This is a genomic window from Streptomyces sp. CB01881 (genome assembly GCF_002953255.1).
GTDB lineage: Bacteria > Actinomycetota > Actinomycetes > Streptomycetales > Streptomycetaceae > Kitasatospora.
In genome coordinates this window covers 894,168-910,630 of the sequence record NZ_CP026498.1, presented here as the reverse complement: position 1 = coordinate 910,630, position 16,463 = coordinate 894,168, and the positions used below count along the sequence as shown (strand labels likewise).

14 protein-coding genes are annotated in these 16,463 nt (G+C 72.6%); 5 read left to right on the top strand and 9 right to left on the bottom strand.

Annotated elements, in window-relative coordinates; all coding sequences use genetic code 11:
* Nucleotides 1–133: 133 nt before the first annotated feature.
* The 6 genes from C2142_RS04180 to C2142_RS04155 all read right to left on the bottom strand — a co-directional run bounded on the left by C2142_RS04180 (nucleotide 134) and on the right by C2142_RS04155 (nucleotide 7,116).
* The gene (locus C2142_RS04180) at nucleotides 134–1,387 is read right to left on the bottom strand and encodes a VWA domain-containing protein (protein ID WP_148641140.1); all 1,254 of its coding nucleotides are present in this window, start codon (nucleotides 1,385–1,387) and stop codon (nucleotides 134–136) included.
* A gap of 5 nt (nucleotides 1,388–1,392) precedes the next feature.
* Nucleotides 1,393–2,250: a MoxR family ATPase gene (locus tag C2142_RS04175; RefSeq protein ID WP_148642172.1), complete on the bottom strand. Its 858-nt coding sequence runs from the start codon at nucleotides 2,248–2,250 to the stop codon at nucleotides 1,393–1,395.
* A 74-nt stretch (nucleotides 2,251–2,324) separates the two neighbouring features.
* Nucleotides 2,325–3,263 carry an XdhC family protein gene (locus C2142_RS04170; protein ID WP_148641139.1) on the bottom strand — a complete coding sequence of 313 codons (939 nt, stop codon included), beginning with the start codon at nucleotides 3,261–3,263 and terminating at the stop codon, nucleotides 2,325–2,327.
* Nucleotides 3,264–3,336: 73 nt separating this feature from the next.
* On the bottom strand, nucleotides 3,337–5,712 hold the full coding sequence (locus tag C2142_RS04165) for an aerobic carbon-monoxide dehydrogenase large subunit (RefSeq protein ID WP_148641138.1): 2,376 nt from the start codon (nucleotides 5,710–5,712) through the stop codon (nucleotides 3,337–3,339).
* Nucleotides 5,709–6,212: a (2Fe-2S)-binding protein gene (locus C2142_RS04160; protein ID WP_148641137.1), complete on the bottom strand. Its 504-nt coding sequence runs from the start codon at nucleotides 6,210–6,212 to the stop codon at nucleotides 5,709–5,711. The genes C2142_RS04165 and C2142_RS04160 overlap by 4 nt, the downstream gene beginning before the upstream one ends.
* 22 nt (nucleotides 6,213–6,234) lie before the next feature.
* Nucleotides 6,235–7,116, bottom strand: a complete 882-nt coding sequence (locus tag C2142_RS04155; protein ID WP_148641136.1) for a xanthine dehydrogenase family protein subunit M — start codon at nucleotides 7,114–7,116, stop codon at nucleotides 6,235–6,237.
* A gap of 193 nt (nucleotides 7,117–7,309) precedes the next feature.
* On the opposite strand from C2142_RS04155, the gene C2142_RS04150 reads away from it, so the two are divergent.
* From C2142_RS04150 to C2142_RS04135, 4 genes are all read left to right on the top strand, one after another.
* Nucleotides 7,310–8,317, top strand: a complete 1,008-nt coding sequence (locus C2142_RS04150) for a LysR family transcriptional regulator (RefSeq protein WP_148641135.1) — start codon at nucleotides 7,310–7,312, stop codon at nucleotides 8,315–8,317.
* Nucleotides 8,318–8,428: 111 nt separating this feature from the next.
* Nucleotides 8,429–9,139, top strand: a complete 711-nt coding sequence (locus tag C2142_RS04145) for an SRPBCC family protein (RefSeq protein WP_148641134.1) — start codon at nucleotides 8,429–8,431, stop codon at nucleotides 9,137–9,139.
* Nucleotides 9,132–10,319, top strand: coding sequence for an XdhC/CoxI family protein (locus C2142_RS04140; RefSeq protein ID WP_148641133.1), 1,188 nt, complete (start codon nucleotides 9,132–9,134; stop codon nucleotides 10,317–10,319). Before C2142_RS04145 ends, C2142_RS04140 begins: the two co-directional genes overlap by 8 nt.
* Before the next feature lie 420 nt (nucleotides 10,320–10,739).
* Nucleotides 10,740–12,311: an MFS transporter gene (locus C2142_RS04135; RefSeq protein ID WP_241002368.1), complete on the top strand. Its 1,572-nt coding sequence runs from the start codon at nucleotides 10,740–10,742 to the stop codon at nucleotides 12,309–12,311.
* A gap of 181 nt (nucleotides 12,312–12,492) precedes the next feature.
* Here C2142_RS04135 and C2142_RS04130 read toward each other — a convergent pair whose 3' ends face one another.
* The 3 genes from C2142_RS04130 to C2142_RS04120 all read right to left on the bottom strand — a co-directional run bounded on the left by C2142_RS04130 (nucleotide 12,493) and on the right by C2142_RS04120 (nucleotide 15,414).
* A complete protein-coding gene (locus tag C2142_RS04130; RefSeq protein WP_148641131.1) occupies nucleotides 12,493–13,386 on the bottom strand; it encodes a CAP domain-containing protein in 894 nt (297 codons plus the stop codon).
* Between the two features lie 279 nt (nucleotides 13,387–13,665).
* Nucleotides 13,666–15,102, bottom strand: a complete 1,437-nt coding sequence (locus tag C2142_RS04125) for an amidohydrolase family protein (RefSeq protein ID WP_148641130.1) — start codon at nucleotides 15,100–15,102, stop codon at nucleotides 13,666–13,668.
* Nucleotides 15,103–15,147: 45 nt separating this feature from the next.
* Nucleotides 15,148–15,414 (bottom strand): Atu4866 domain-containing protein, encoded by a 267-nt coding sequence (locus tag C2142_RS04120; protein ID WP_148641129.1) that lies wholly within the window; start codon nucleotides 15,412–15,414, stop codon nucleotides 15,148–15,150.
* 115 nt (nucleotides 15,415–15,529) lie between these two features.
* On the opposite strand from C2142_RS04120, the gene C2142_RS04115 reads away from it, so the two are divergent.
* On the top strand, nucleotides 15,530–16,357 hold the full coding sequence (locus C2142_RS04115; protein ID WP_148641128.1) for a helix-turn-helix transcriptional regulator: 828 nt from the start codon (nucleotides 15,530–15,532) through the stop codon (nucleotides 16,355–16,357).
* The last annotated feature ends 106 nt before the right edge of the window (nucleotides 16,358–16,463 follow it).

The following is a 16,463-nucleotide window of genomic DNA, read 5'->3' as shown; positions in this document are numbered from 1 at the left end:
CGCCGTGGTCGCACGGGTCGACCGTCACGAACGACGGCCTTGCGACAGGCGCTGAGATCGCCGTCGGCCGATGGTCGGCGTGGTTGTCAGGGTTGTTCATCGGCGGTTGAGGAAGCGCGCACCAGGAACGCCCCTACGGGGTTCGCGCCGTTCTGTTCGCCGTTGATGGCTCGCGGTCGGCGATGGCGTCGAAAACGTCCGCCATCGCCGCGAGGCTGTGCCCGCTCACGAAGGCGTCGCAGTGCGGGAGCGCTGCCGCGATCCCGGCGGCGAGCGGGGCGTAACCGGGCGCAGCCTTACGGGGGTTGACCCAGACGACGCGATGGGCGAGTCGGCGGAGCCGGGCCGTCTCCCGGCCGACGGCTGACGGGTCCTCGCCCTCCCAGCCGTCGGAGAAGATCACTACCACCGCTCCCCGGGCCATGCCGCGCCGTCCGAAGCGGTCGTTGAACTCCGCGAGCGCCCGCCCGATCAGCGTGCCGCCGGACCAGTCGGGGGCGGCCCGGCTCGCCCGGCGCAGCGCGGCATCCGGAGCCGTGTGCCGCAGCACCGGCGTCAGGCGGGTCAGCCGGGTGGCGAAGACGAAGATCTCTGCGGCCACCCCGGACCCCGCCCGTGCGCACAGCCGCGAGAAGAACCGCACGTAGACGCGGGTGTACGGCTCCATGGAGCCGGAGATGTCGCACAGCAGCACCAGCGGTCGGCGGCGCAGCCGGCCGTGCGACCGTGCCAACCGGACGGTCTCCCCGCCGGTTCGCAGGCTGCGCCGCAGGCTCCGGCGGAGGTCGATGTGGCGCCCCTGCGGGTCGGCCTCCCGGCGGCGGGTGCGGCGCAGCGGGAGGCTGATCGCGAGGTTCTCCAACAGGCGGTCCAGCTGGGCCAGTTCGCCAGGTCCGAAGGTGCCGAAGTCCTGCTGCGCGAGTGCTTCGGCGGTGCTGCCGACCAACCGCTCCGCGCCGGTGCGGGTGGGCCGGTCGCGCGCTCCGCCGGCGGCGTCCCGGTGGAGCGCCCCACTCGGCAGGGGCCCGGCCGCGGGGCGTGGCGGTGTCGGGAAGGCGGCCGGGGGTGCGCCGGGTCCGGGTTCGAGGCCCGGGAGCGGCGGGTTGTCGGGGGACCCCCTGTTGTCGGCGGGGTCCGCCTGTCCGCCGAAGAGTGCGGCGAAGACGCGGTTGAACGGCTCGATCTGTTCATGGGCCGTGACGAAGGCCAGCCGGGCCGCCCAGTACAGCGTCGGCCGGTCCACGGGCGGTAGCAGGTGCAGTACGTCCAGGAAGCGGCCCGAACGCTCGGGCGTGACCGGGACACCCGCCCGGTGCAGCGCGGCGCCGAAGCGGGCAGCGAAGGCGGGCCGGTCGAAGGGCGGGAGTCCGGCGGGCGGTGCGGCCATGGGGATCAGTTCTCGGGTCTGCCGACCAGCCAGGCGAGCCCGCGGTCGCGTACCAGGTCGACGTCCTCCCGGTACTTGAGGAGGACCCCGAGGGTCCGGTCGGCGGCGGCGTCGTCGAGCCGCTCCACGCCGAGCAGGGTGAGCGCGCCGACCCAGTCGATGCTCTCGGCGATGCCGGGCGGTTTCTGGACCTCCAGGGTCCGCATCCGGTGTACCGACGCTGCCACGTCGGCCGCGAGCGAGGGCGTGGTCCCGGGGACGCGGCGGCGCACGATCTCGACGACCCGTTCGGTGTCGGGGTAGTCGATCCAGTGGTAGAGGCAACGCCTTTTGAGGGCGTCGTGCAGGTCGCGGGTGCGGTTGGAGGTGAGTACGACGACCGGTGTGACGATGGCACGCACGGTGCCCAGTTCCGGGATGGTGACACTGGCCTCGGCCAGCACCTCCAGGAGGAAGGCCTCGAAGTCGTCGTCGGCGCGGTCGATCTCGTCGATCAGCAGCACCGCGGGCGTGGGGCCCGGGTGGGTCAGCGCGGCGAGTACCGGGCGGCGCAGCAGGAAGGCGTCGGTGAAGAGGTCGGCCTCGTCCAGTGTCACGCCCTGGCTCTCGGCGAGCCGGATGCTCAGCAGCTGGCGCGGATAGTTCCACTCGTACAGCGCCTCGGCGGCGTCGAGTCCGTCGTAGCACTGCAGCCGGATCAGCGGGCTGCCGAGGACGCCGGCCAGGGCACGGGCGGCCTCGGTCTTGCCGACACCGGGTTCGCCCTCCAGCAGCAACGGCTGGGGCAGGCGCAACGCGAGGTAGAGCGCGGTGGTCAGGCCCGGGTCGGCGAGGTAGCCGAGGGAGTCCAGCGAGGCGTGCAGGGTCGGTGGGTCCGGTACGGCCCGCGCGACTGCCGCCCGGGCCGACTCGGCCGTCGCGGGTGTGGCGGCCTCGGTCACAGCGCCTCCGCGGGCTGGGCGGTCCCGGCCTCGAAGCGGTCGCGGCAGCCGGTCGAGCAGAACCAGTGCCGGTGCCCGCGGGCGTCCGAGTACGGGGTGTCGGCGACGACGGCGACGGTCATGCCGCAGACCGGGTCGAGCGCGGTCTGCGGTTCGGCGGACGGCGGCGCGGTCTCGGCGGCCGCCTCCTCGGTGTGTACCGACAGGGCGTGCCGCGAGGCCACCAGCTCGGCCAGGATCGATACGGCGATCTCGCCGGGCGTGCGGGCGCCGATCCACAGCCCGGCCGGCGTGTGGATCCGGTCCCGCTGCTCGGAGGTGAGGTCGAGACCGCCGAGCACGGTGGCGCCGCGACGGCGGCTCGCGACCAGCGCGACGTACGGCACCCCGGCCCGCGCGGCACGGGTCAGCAACCCCTCCTCCTGCCGTCCGTGGGAGGCGATCACCACGGCCGCCACGTCGGCGAGTTCCTCCGCGGTGACCTCCTCGGCGGCGGTCCGGATGTCGTACTCGAGCCCGGCGCCGAGTGCGACCAGGCTCCGGCCGATGGGGGTGTCGCCGAGCACGAGCACCACCGGGTCGGGCCGCAGCGGCTCCAGGAAGATCTCCAACTCGCCGCCGGACAGGCACGGGTTGGCGACCAGCAGGGTGCCCGCCTCGCCTTCCTCCTGCGGCTGCGCGGGAGCGCCGGGCGAGATCCGCAGCAGCAGTGACTCGCCGGTGCGCAGCAGCCGCAGCGCCTGCACGCGGACGGTCGCCTCAGCGCAGACCCCGCCGACGAAACCCTCGATCCGGCCGTCCTCCAGGACCAGCGCGGTGTCTCCCGGCTGCGCGCTGGTCGGGTGCAGCGCGCGCACCACAGTGGCCTTGACGAACGGCACCTGACTGCGCGCCAGCTCGGCCATTCGCTGCTCGACAGCCAGGCCGGCACTCATGCGGCCGCCTCGTGGAACTCGGCAGGCGCTTCGCGCACACGCGCCTTGTGATCAGCGACCTCGCTTCGCTCGCTCACTGCGGCGCCTCCACACCTCCGTGCATCGCCAGCCACACCCGCCCGGGGGTCAGCGGCATGTCCGCGTGCCGGACGCCGATGGCGTCCATCACCGCGTTGACGACCGCTGCGGGCGAGCCGACCGTCGCGGACTCGCCGACGCCCTTGGCTCCGATCGGGTGGTGCGGGGACGGTGTGACGGTGTAGCCGAGCTCCCAGGCCGGCACTTCCAGTGCGGTCGGCACGAGGTAGTCCATGAAGGAGCCGGACAGGCAGTTGCCGTCCTCGTCGAAGCTGATGATCTCGCTCAGCGCCATGCCGACGCCGTCGGCGAGGCCGCCGTGCACCTGCCCTTCGATGATCATCGGGTTGATCCGGGTGCCGCAGTCGTCGACCGCGACGAAGCGGCGCACCTTCACCACGCCGGTGCCCGGGTCGACGTCCACCACGCAGAGGTAAGCGCCGTACGGGAAGGTGAGGTTGGGCGGGTTGTAGACCGTGGTGGCCTCCAGATGGCCCTCCACGCCCTCGGGCAGTTCCAGCACGCCGTGCGCGGCAAGCGCGATCTCCTGGATCGTCTTCGCGGCCGTCGGGTCGCCCCTGACGAACCAGCGGCCCTTCTCCCACTCCAGGTCTTCGGGGGAGACCTCCATCATGGCGCCGGCGATGATCCGTGCCTTGTCGCGGACCTTGCGGGCCACCACCGCCGCCGCGGCGCCCGAGACCGGAGTCGAGCGGCTGCCGTAGGTGCCGAGTCCGAACGGCGTCTGGTCGGTGTCGCCGTGCACCACCTCGATGTCCTCCGGCGGGATGCCGAGCTCCTCGGCGACGATCTGGGCGAACGTCGTCTCGTGCCCCTGGCCCTGGCTCTGGACGCTGAGCCGCACCACCGCCTTGCCGGTCGGGTGCACCCGCAGCTCGCAGCCGTCGGCCATCCCGAGGCCGAGGATGTCCATGTGCCTGCGGGGCCCGGCGCCGACCGTCTCGGTGAAGAACGACAGCCCGATGCCCATCAGCTCGCCGCGCGCCCGGCGCTCGGCCTGCTCGCGGCGCAGCGCGTCGTAGCCGGCCAGATCCAGCGTTTTGCGCAGGGTGGCCGGGTAGTCGCCCGAGTCGTACTCCCAGCCGGTCTTGCTCGGGTACGGGAACTGCTCGGGCCGGATCAGGTTCTTCATCCGCAACTGGGCCGGGTCGGTGTGCAGTTCGTCCGCCAGGCAGTCCACCAGCCGCTCGATCAGGAACGCCGCCTCGGTGACCCGGAACGAGCAGGCGTAGGCGACGCCGCCGGGCGCCTTGTTGGTGTAGACGCCGGTGACGGCGCAGTGGGCGGCCTCGATGTCGTACGAGCCGGTGAAGACGTGGAAGAAGCCGGCCGGGAACTTGCTGGGCTGGGCCGTCCCGTTGAACGCGCCGTGGTCGGCGATCACCTTGACCCGGACGGCGAGGATCCGGCCCTCGTGGGTCGCCGCGATCTCGCCGTGCATGTGGTAGTCGCGGGCGAAGCCGGTGCTCATCAGGTTCTCGGAGCGGTCCTCGACCCACTTGACCGGCTTCTTGGTGAGGATCGAGCCCACGACCGCGCACACGTAGCCGGGGTAGATGGGGACCTTGTTGCCGAAGCCGCCGCCGATGTCCGGGGAGATCACCCGGATCTTGTGCTCGGGCAGCCCGGCGACCATCGCGTACAGGGTGCGGTGGGCGTGCGGCGCCTGGGTGGTGGACCAGAGGGTGAGTTTGCCGTCGACCGGGTCCATGTCGGCCACGCAGCCGCAGGTCTCCAGCGGGGCCGGGTGCACGCGCGGGTAGAGCATGTTCTGGGCGACGACCAGCTCGGCGCGCGCGAACACCTCGTCGGTGGCCGCCTTGTCGCCCGCCTCCCAGTCGAAGATGCGGTTGTCGGTACGGCCCTCCTGGTCGTCCCGGATCACCGGCGTGTCGGCGTCCAGCGCGTGCCGCGCGTCGACCACCGGGGGCAGCGGCTCGTACTCGACGTCGATCAGCTCGATGGCGTCGCGTGCCGCGTAGTGGTCGTCGGCGACGACGAACGCCACCTCCTGACCCTGGAAGCGCACCTTGTCGGTGGCCAGCACCGCCTGGGTGTCCATCGACAGGGTGGGCATCCAGGCCAGGCCCAGCCCCTCCAGGGTGGCACCGGTGATCACCGCCCGGACCTTGGGGTGCGACTCGGCCGCCGAGGTGTCGACGGACACGATCCGGGCGTGCGCCAGCGGGCTGCGCAGCACGGCGCCGTGCAGCATGCCGGGCAGCTGCACGTCGTCCACGTAGTGTCCCTTGCCGCGGACGAACCGCGGGTCCTCCTTGCGCTTCAGCCGCCCGTAGCCGATCGGGCGCTCCTCTGCGGGTGCCGACCCGGTCTCCTGAACGGCGGTCATGGCGTGCTCCCCGCGATCGCATCGGCGGCGACGGCGGCCTCCGTCGGGTGGTGCGCGGCCCACCGGACCGCGCGGACGATGTTCAAGTAGCCGGTGCAGCGGCACAGTTGGCCGGAGATCGCCTCGCGGATCTCCTGGTCGGTGGGGTCCGGATTGCGGTCCAGGAGCGCGCGGGCGGTCATCATCATGCCCGGCGTGCAGAATCCGCACTGCAACCCGTGCTGCTCGATGAACCCCTGCTGGACCGGGTCGAGGCCGTCCGCGGTCTCCAGGCTCTCCACGGTGCGCACCCGGTGTCCGGCCGCCATGGCCGCCAGCATCGTGCAGCTCTTGACCGGCTCGCCGTCGAACAGTACGACGCAGGTACCGCAGTTACTGGTGTCGCAGCCCCAGTGGGTGCCGGTGAGGCCCAGGTCGTCGCGAAGGAAGCGGACCAGCAGGTGCCGGGCCTCTACCTCGGCCGTGCGGTCCTCGCCGTTCACATTGATGGTGACCTGCATCGCGAGCGTCCTTTCCGTCCGTTCAGGCCGTGGTCGCGGCCTGCCGGGCCCGTTCGGCGGCGCGGCGAAGCGCGCGTTCGGTGAGCTCGCCGGCCAGGTGCCGCTTGTAGGCGGCGGTCCCGCGGGTGTCGGTGACCGGATCGCAGTCCTCGGCGGCGATCCGGCCGGCCTCGGCGAACGCCTCCTCGGACGGCTCGCGGCCGACCAGGCTCTCCTCGGCGCGCCGGTAGCCGACGGCCGACACGCCGACCGCCGCGAGCCCGACGCCGGCCGTCCCGATCCGCCCCTCCGCCAGCGACAGGGCGGCGCCGGCTGCCGCGATGGCCCAGTCCCCGGTCTTGCGCTCCACCTTCTCGTAGGCGCTGCCGGCGTTCGGCAGGATCGGCACGCGGATCTCGACCAGCATCTCGCCGAGCCCCACGTCCGTCTCGTACGGCCCTTGGTAGAAGTCCGCCATCGGCACCGAGCGCCGCCCGCCGTGGCCGAGCACCACCGCCACCGCCCGGACGGCCGCGCACACCGCGGACAGGTCCTCCGCCGGGTCGGCCTGGCAGAGCGAGCCGCCGATGGTGCCCCGGTTGCGGACCGGCGGGTCGGCGATCACCCGTTCGGCGTCGTGGAAGATCGGGAAGAGCCGGCCGACGAGCTCGGACTCCAGCAGGCCGCGGTGGCGGGTGAGCGCGCCGATGCACAGTTCCGCGCCCTCCTGCCGCACGTAGTCCAGTTCGTCGAGGTCGTTGATGTCGACCAGGAGCCCCGGACGGGCCAGGCGCAGCTTCATCATCGGCAGCAGACTGTGCCCGCCGGCGATGATCCTGGCCTCCTCACCGAATCGCTCCAGCAGTGCGAGAGCGTCGTCCACGCTCTGCGCCCGCCGGTACTCGAATGACGCGGGAACCTGCACGACGGCCTCCTGGTGCAGTGCCTCCGGTGATGGCGGGCCCGGCCTCCGGTGATGGCGCGCCCGCGGCAAGGACCACGCACCGCACGAGCGCACTGTCACCCCGGCGACCGCCCGGGTCAACGGCGACTGAAGGGAATGGTTAAGAGCCGTCCACGGCTGACACGTGGGGGGCGTGCGATCGCTGGAGGCGGCGATGACCCTCACACAGCTCAGGGCGTTCGTCGCGGTGGCCCGGCTCGGCTCGGTCAAGGCCGCCGCGATCTCCCTGGGGGTGAGCGAGCCCGCGGTGTCGGGCGCGGTCGCCGTGCTGCGCCGCGAGCTCGGCGACCGGCTCTTCGTCCGGGCGGCGGGCGGGATCGCCCTGACGCCCGGCGGGCGGCGGCTGGCCGCGGGCGCGGCCGAGATCGTGGGCCTGGCCGAGGAGACCCGCCGGCAGGTCCGGCAGGCCGGCGCGGACAGCTCCTACCTGCGGGTCGCCGCGACCGAGACGACCGCCGAGCAGATCACCCCGCCACTGCTGGAGGCCTTCGTCCGGCGGCACCCGGACGTGGAGACCACGACCCTCGCGGTGGCGTCCACCGCGCTCGGCGAGCTGCTGCTGGACCGGCGAGCGGACGTCGCGATCAGCCCGGTCGCCGCCGAGCCCGGCACCGTCGCCGTCGGTCCCGCCCCGGACACCCTCGAACACATCCTGTTCCTGCGCATCCAGCTGGTGGTGGTCGCCTCACCGCGCCACGCCGGCGTCCGGCCGGACCAGGGCGACGGCGGCCGGCTGCACCTACCGGTCGGCCGGCTGTCCCGGGAACACTGGCTGCTCGGCCCGGGCGGGCTCGACCCCGGAACGCCCGGCGGCGCCTTCCTGACGCGGCACGGCGTCGGCGACGCCGACGCGTCGATCTTCCCCAGCACCAGTGCGGCCCTGGGTGCGGCCGTCGCCGGCGACGGGCTGTCGCTCGCCGTGCTCCACCTCGTCCGCGACGAGCTGCGTCGCGGCACCCTCACCGTGGTCGCCGTGCCCGGCACCCCGGTCAACGGCGTGCTGCGGGCCTCCGCCCTGCGCGGCGACCGGCGCTCGCCGACCGCATCCGCGCTGTGCCGGTTCGTGACCACGCCCACCGCCGTGAAGAGCCTGATGACCCGGGCCACCGGTGTACCGGTGGACCACTACCGGCCGACCGTCCGGGTGAGCCTGTGGAGCTGACCGGGGACGGCTCCGGGAGGGGAATCGCCGGGTGGCCGGTCATCGTTGGAACGTACGTCGACGGGGGAATTCCGGGGCACCGGGCAGATCTGGGCAAGGAGGCTCGTCCACATGGAGTTCACCAACGAGTTCCACGTGAGCCTGCCGGTGGAAGCGGCCTGGGACCTCTTCACCGACGTCGAGCGGATTGCCCCGTGCATGCCGGGGGCGCAGCTCACCGGGGTCGACGGCGAGCGGTTCCACGGCACGGTCAAGGTGCGGGTCGGAGCGGTGACCGTGCAGTACCGGGGCACCGCCGCGTTCGACGAGCGGGACGAGGCGAACCACACCGTGCGGCTCACCGCCTCCGGACGCGACACGCACGGCCAGGGCAACGCCGACGCGCACGTCACCGCACGGCTGGCCCCGGACGGCGACGGCACCCGGGTGACCGTCGAGACCCGGCTCAGCATCACCGGGAAGGTGGCCCAGTTCGGCAAGGGCGTCATGACCGACATCAGCCGGAAGCTGCTGGACCAGTTCACGGCCTGTCTGGAGGAGCGGCTGGCCGCCGAACACGAGCGCGGGGGCGGAGCCGCGCCGGCCACGCAGCCGGCGGCCGCCGAACCCGCAGCGGCCGCGTCCGCCGCCGGGCGGTCCGCACCCGTGGGGGAGCCGCGGGCCACCTCGGCGGAGGGGGAGCCGCTGGACCTGCTCGCCGTGGCCCGCGGACCGGTGGCCAAGCGCCTGGCGTCGATCCTCCTCGCCGGGTTGATCCTGCTGGGGGTCGCGCGTCGGTTGCGCCGGGCCTGCCGGCGTCCGCGAGGGGGACACCGTGCGTGACGTCCTGGGCGAGGTGTACCCGTGGTACCGCGCGGGCGAGGTCTTCGGGCTCGCCACCGTGGTCAGCACCTTCCGGAGCGCGCCCCGCCGGCCGGGTGCGGCGATGGCGGTCTCGGCCTCCGGCACCGTGGTCGGCAGTGTCTCGGGCGGCTGCGTCGAGGGCGCGGTGTACGAGGAGGCCGAGGAGGCCCGGATCTCGGGACGCCCGGTGTTGCGGTCGTACGGGGTGAGCGACGGCGACGCCTTCGAGGTGGGGTTGACCTGCGGCGGCACGATCCAGATCTTCGTCGAACCCGTGTCCAGCCGAACCTTCCCCGAACTTCCGGACGTGGTGACGTCGTTGGGTGCCGGCGAGCCTGTCGCGGTGGCCACCGTGGTGACCGGCCCGGACAACGGCCCGGGCGCGCTCGGGAGCCGCCTGGTCGTCTGGCCGGACCGCGCCTGCGGCACCCTCGGTTCGGCCGCGCTGGACCGCGCGGTGGGCCTCGACGTCCGCGGCATGCTCGAACACGGCACAACAGGGCTGCGCCACTATGACACCGCGGGCCGCTGCCTGGACGGTGAGGAGTTCGCCGAGGTCGGCGAACTGACCCTGTTCGTGGGGTCGTTCGTCACACCCCCGCGGATGCTGGTGTTCGGTGCGATCGACTTCGCCGCCGCGGTCGCCGAGTTGGGGTCCTTCCTCGGCTACCGCGTCACGGTGTGTGACGCGCGGGCAGTGTTCGCCACCGCCTCCCGCTTCCCGCACGCGGACGAGGTCGTGGTGCGATGGCCGCACGAGTACCTGGCCGAGGAGGCTGAGGAGGGCCGGATCGACGGCCGTACGGTGGTGGCCGTCCTCACCCATGACCACAAGTTCGACGTGCCGTTGCTGGCCACCGCGCTGCGGTTGCCGAAACTGGCGTACATCGGTGCGCTCGGGTCGCGCCGAACCCACCGCGAGCGGCTGGGCCGTCTGCGCGAAGCCGGCTTGCGAGAAAGGGAGTTGGCCCGGATGTCGGCCCCCGCCGGGCTCGACCTCGGCGCCCGCACGCCGCAGGAGACGGCCGTCTCCGTCGCCGCCGAGATCATCGCCGCCCGCTGGGGCGGCACCGGTCGGCCGCTCACCCGGACCGACGGCCCGATCCACACCGCCGCCGGGGCCGACGATCAGCCGTCGGCCCCGGCGGAGGCCGGCTGAAGACGGGTCCGACCGCCTGTCGCATGACGCCTCAGGCAGGATGACAGCCCGTTCGAGTTCGTCGTCCAACCGGGCGCGGGCCACTACCCGTGGCTGGGCGACGCCGACAGGTTCGTGTCGATCACCGTGCGGTTCCTCGGCTGATGCGCACGACCCGGAAGCCGTGAGGTGGAAGGACAGCGGACGACAGCGGCTTTCCGTGGGTCGGTGGGTCCTGACGGTCGGCCCGCCGCTGCGAACGCCCGATGGGGTGATGGCCGGGTGCTCCGTCAGGCGTCGTCCCGGGCCGGTAGCTAGCATGGGGAGCCTGCCGAACGAACGGCAGGAACCGGGCCCCCTCCCTCCAGGAACGGGCCCGCCCCACAGGTGAGATCCGCCAGCAGTCGACGCGCGGACGCACCCCGGAGGGAAGAGCGAACCGTGAGCACTGCTCCCGCCGGCGGATCCTCGCGCTACCTGGTGCTGGCAGCGATGATCTTCGCCGTGGCGATGACCTTCATCGACCAGACCATCGTCTCGATCGCCGTACCGAACATCCAGCAGGAGTTGAAGCTGACCAGCACGGGGGTGCAGTGGGTGATCAACGCCTACCTGCTCACCCTGGCGGCGTTCTTCGCCTTCGGCGGTCGGCTCGCCGACACCGTCGGTCACCGCAGGATGGTGGTGCTCGGGGTGCTGATCTTCGCGGGCGCCTCGGCCTGCTGCGGCTTCACACCCACCGGGAGTCCGGCCGAGGCGTGGCTGGTCACCTTCCGCGCCGTCCAGGGCTTCGGTGGCGCCATCATGTTCCCGGCGGCGCTGGCGATCGTGGTGCAGAACTTCGCGCTGCGCGAGCGCGGGCGGGCGCTGGCCCTGTTCTTCGGCATCGCGGGCGGTCTGACCGCGATCGGACCGGTCCTCGGCGGCTACCTGACCGAATGGACCTGGCGGGCCATCTTCTGGGTGAACCTGCCGGTGGCGGCGATCGCGCTGGTGCTGATCGCGATCTCCAAGCCGGCGACGGAGAGCCGGCCCGCGCCCATGGACTACCGGGGCCTGGCCCTGATCGCCGGCGGTGTCGGGCTGAGCGTCTTCGGTTTCCAGCAGTCGCAGGTCTGGGGCTGGTCGAACCCGGCGATCTGGCTCTGCATCGCGGCCGGTCTCCTGCTGCTGGTCGGCTTCGCGATCGTCGAGAAGCGCACCGTCTCGCCGCTGATCCAGGTGGACATCTTCCGGATCCGCGCGTTCTCCGTGCAGAACCTGGTGCTCGGCATCTCGATGCTGGTCTTCGTCCCGGTCTTCTTCTTCTCCAGCGAGTACGCGCAGATCGCGCTGGGTGACTCCTCCTCGAATGCCGGTGTCTTCCTGCTCTACTTCTTCATCGGGTTCGTGATCGCCTCGCAGATCGGCGGCCGGATGCTCGACCGGGGCGGCGCGAAGCGGCCGGTGGTGCTCGGGTGCGTCCTGGCCGCGGTCGGGTTCTACCTGTGGGCGGGCGACGCGACCACGTTGAGCTTCAGCACGCAGCAGTGGGACATCGTGCTGGCCGGCGCGGGCATGGGCTTCATGCTCACCCCCTCCAGCACGGACGCGGTCAACCGCGCCTCGCGGCTGTCCTACGGCGAGGCGACCGGCATCACCCAGACGGTCCGCAACTACGCCGCCAGCCTGGGACTGGCCGTGCTGGGCACCGTCCTGGTCACCGACCTGCGGACCCAGCTGACCGACTCCCTGGTCGCCCAGGGCCTGCCACACGCGCAGGCGGTCGCCGAGGCCACCCACCTCTCCCAGGTCCAGGCGCAGAGCGGCGGGAGCGGGAGCACCGCGACCATCCCGCAGTTCTTCCGGGACGACTTCGCCCACGCCACCCAGACGGTCCTCTACTGGATGGCGGCCATCATGGTCGCGGCCGCCGTGGTGGCGGTGATCGGTCTGCGTCCGGGCGTGCAGGCCGAGACTGCCGCCGACGAACAGGAGGCCCTGGCGTCCGGACGCGAGCCGGGCCAGGTCTGAGGAACTCCTGGCAGCAGTGGTGGGCCTGGCCTGGACAGTGGTCGCTGCCCTGCACGACCGTGGGCCGGGCGCGCGGGGGAGTGGGCTGCTGCTGTCGCTGGAACGTCCCCCGACCGGGTCACAACGGAGAGGCGGGGAGACGTCGGACCGCCCCACCGGGCCGGCGGGGCGGTCCCGGTGGTCAGCGGGAGCCGAAGTCGGCGTTCCAGGAGGCCGTGCCCGTCCGGGCCAGCCCGACCTCGGTGTAGTCGCCGAGCATGATCGCCAGGTGGCCGGGAGACCTGATCCAGCCGTCGACGGCGGCGTCGACGTCGGTGGGCCCGTAGAACGCGATCTCACCGAACCCCCTCCACGTGTAGCCGAGGCCCCGCGCGATGTTCGCCGAGTCGCAGAAGTGGCCCGAGACGTGGCGCTGGTCCATCTGGTCGGCGTTGCACTTGGCGGCCTGGGCGAGCGTCTGGTTGAGCCGTACCGCCGGCTTGCCGTTCTGGGCGCGCACGGCGTTGAGCCGGTCGAGGAAGCGCTGCTCGACGGAGGTGCCCGTGCCCGGCCCGCTCAGGTCGAACCGCTGGGACATGCTGCCGTCACAGTTCTCGACCGTGACCTCCCGGTCGAGGCCGTGGTAGGTCAGGCAGCGGTTGTCGCGGGCGTTGTGGATGTAGGTGCCGCCCTCGGCGGCGGACTCCAGGGTCCACTGCTGGTTGTCGCCCGCCCACCAGTGGATGAACTGGGTGGACCGGCCGTCGTTGAGGTCCATCTCCAGCACGCGCTCGGTGCCGTTGACGTTGCGGGCGAAGTCCACCCGGCCGCCCGGCTTGTTGGAGATCCAGAACGAGGTGGAGGCGTTCTGGTAGTTGCGGGCGATGATCCGGGAGGCCTCCCCGTCGGCGCTGGCCAGCGAGTGGTGGTTCTGGTGGTCCTGGATCGTGATCATCTGCTCGACCACGTCCGCCTGCGCGGCGCTCGCCGGCGCGGCGAGCAGCGGGAGGCTGCACACCGATATCGCGGACACGGCGAGTGCCAGCCCCGCCAGCCGGGCGCGGGGGCGGAGGTCTCGGGTTGAGGGGTGGGACACGGGGCTCTCCTACTGTCGGTGGACCGCGCGGTTGCGGCTGCGGACACCGACAGGACACCAGGCGCGTGTTGACGATCGGTCAGCACCGCGTAGACGGCCTTGGTTCGGCCGTCTACCGGGTGTCGGCCGCACCGGACCGCGCCGCCGCACCGGACCGCGCCGCCGCACCGGACGCGTTTGCCGCGCGGCCGGGTCGGGGCGAGGAGCACCTTCCGTTTGATCCTGGCCGTGCCCGGCGCCCACGAGACGAGGTGGGCTTCGGGTCGGGCCCGTTCGGCGTCAGCCTGCGGGGAGGTGGCGTGTCGCCGGGCGCCGGGCCGCGTGGAGGATGCGATCGCGGGAGGCGGCGGCCTCGGCGCGCAGCGTGGGCAGGTCGACGTCGAGAACGCGGCCCGCCCATTTGCGAACCTGCCCGCCGACGAGGACGGTGTCGATGTTGCGGGCGTCGCTGCCCAGGACGACGGCGCCGGTGGCGTCGTTCAGCGGCAGGTTGTTGATCTCGTCGGTGGTGATCACCAGCAGGTCGGCCTGCTTGCCGGGCGTCAGCGAGCCGGTGACCTCGGCCAGGCCGCAGGTCCGCGCACCGTGCAGGGTGGCGAAGTCCAGTACGTCGTGGGTGCCGATGCGTGTCGGCTCGCGGTCGGTGCCGTGGGCTCCGTGAACGGCCCGCATGCGCTGGACGGTGTGCAGGGCGCGCATCTGGGTGAACATGTCTCCGGCCAGGGCGACTTCGACGTCGATGCTCAGACCCGGCCGCACGCCGACCGCCAGTGCCTCGTCGATGGCGGGCACGGCGCTCTCCAGCCCGATCTGGGCGTCCGAAGTGGGCGCGAGTGACACCGTGGTGCCGCTGGCCGCGATGGCACGCCACGCGTCGGGGCTCAGCGCGGTGGCGTGGATCAGGGTCAGGTGCTCTCCGAGCAGTCCCTGCCGTTCCCAGCGGAGAATCGCCTCCGAGGAGGCTTCTCCGAAGACCGCGTCCACGCTCACGCCGATGCCCAGTTCTTCTGCGGTGCGGGCGAGTTCCGGGCCGTAGGCCAGAGCGGGTCCCGCTATCCGGTCGGTGGCGAGGGCGGCGAGGCGGATGGTCGTGAGGCGGTCGGTGTACTGCGCGTGCAGGCGGGTCAGGTCGGCGGGCCACTGCCGGTCCCAGGCGCCGAAGTGCGGGCCCATCGCGGCGTGTATTCCTCGGATGCCGCTGTCGACCAGGGCTCGGACGGCGGCGTCGGAGTGCTCGGCGCTGCGTGAGTTGTGGGAGAAGTCCAGCATCGTGGTGATGCCTGCGTCGATGGCGGCCAGTGCCGCCAGCCTGGTGCCGACGTACATGTCGTGGGGCCGGTAGGCCGGGGCGTACCCGGCGAGCGTGGTGGAGACGTAGCCGGCCAGGTCGTTCACGTCGGGCATGGTCCGGCGCAACTGGGCCTGCCAGGCGTGGCGGTGGGTGTCCACGAAGCCGGGGGTGAGGATGGTTCCGGCAGCGTCGACCACGATCGCGTCCGTCGCGGCCCCGTGGGCGCGGAGATCGGGGCCGACGGCGGCGATGGTGCTGCCGGCCACGAGCAGGTCGCCGACGTCGAGGGTGCCCAGGGCGGGGTCCATGGTGAGGACGGTGGCACCGGTGAACAGGATGCGGCGCCCCGGGTCGCCGGCGGTTCGGCGCAGCCGTTCCAGGAGGGGGTGGCGTGCGGTGTCGGTAGGACGGTGGACAGCGTGCATGGCGGACTTCCGTTGGGGGAGGGGTTGGTGGGTGGCCGGCCGGGGCTACGGGGCCGGTGGCGGGGCGTCGGCGCGGTGGAGGACCAGGTGCTCGTGGTGGAGCACGCCGTCGCGGACGTCGCCGGTCGCGGTGAATCCGGTGTCGTCGAGGTAGTCGATGTGGGAGCCGGTGACGGTGTAGCTGCCGGTGTAGGCGCTCGGCCGCTCGCCGCGGGCCTCGTCGTAGCGGCCGTCGGCCCGGAGTTCCTGTCGGACGAAGCCGTCGGCACTGACCCACAGGCCGATGTACGGGTGGAGTTGGTCGTTGCTCATGACCACCCAACCTGGCACCGTCCGGGGGAGGCTTCCAGGCCGCGGTGTTCCTGGGGGCGCTGCACCGTGGATCAGGGCTTCGGCCCGGTGGCACGCGGGCCTTAGCCTCAGGAGCATGCGCACTGACGAGACCCTGTCGCGTGGCAACCCCCTCGGGGAGTACCTGCGCGCCCGCCGTGAACAGCTGCCGCCCGAGCTCGCGGGCATCACCGCCGCCGGCTACCGCAGGGTCTCCGGGCTCCGCCGGGAGGAGGTGGCCCTGCTCGCCGGGGTGAGCACCGACTACTACACGCGCCTGGAGCAGGGGCGCGAGCGCAACCCCTCCCGGCAGATGCTGAACGCCGTCGCCCGCGCGCTCCAGCTCGACGAGGAGGCCGTGACACATCTGCTCCATCTGACCGCTTCGCCCGGGCCCCGCCGCCGGCGGGGCCCGGAGCGGGTCTCACCCGCACTCCTGCAGCTACTGGGAGCTCTGACCACTCCCGGCCTCGTCCTCGGCCGCTCGCTGGACGTCCTGGCGCTCAACCCGTCCGCGGGTGCCCTCTACGCGGCGTTCGCGCGTACGGACAACCTGCTGCGGATGACGTTCCTCGACCCGGCCGCACGCTCGTTCCACCGCGACTGGGACGAGGCGGCCCGGGCCTCGGTCGCCGCCCTGCGCAGTGCCGCGGGCCGGGACCGCGAGGACCGGGGGCTGACCGAACTCGTCGGCGAACTCTCGCTCAAGAGCCACGAGTTCCGGGTGTTGTGGGCCCGGCACGAGGTGCACGGCAAGTCGGGCGGTTCGAAGCGGTTCCGCCACCCGCAGGTTGGCGACCTCGATCTGCGCTACGAGACGTTCACCGTCAACAGTGCCCCGGAGCAACAGCTGGTGGTGTACCAGGCCGCTGCCGACCCTGCGTCCGCCGAGGGCCTGGCTCTGCTGCGTGCCCTGGCCCCCTGATGCGGCGGCCAGGGCGGCCAGGTACCCGCATCGACATGGCGCCGGAGCATGGGAGGATCGCCTCTCCAACACCATCCGCACCAGAGCGGCCGTCGAGGCCATACGA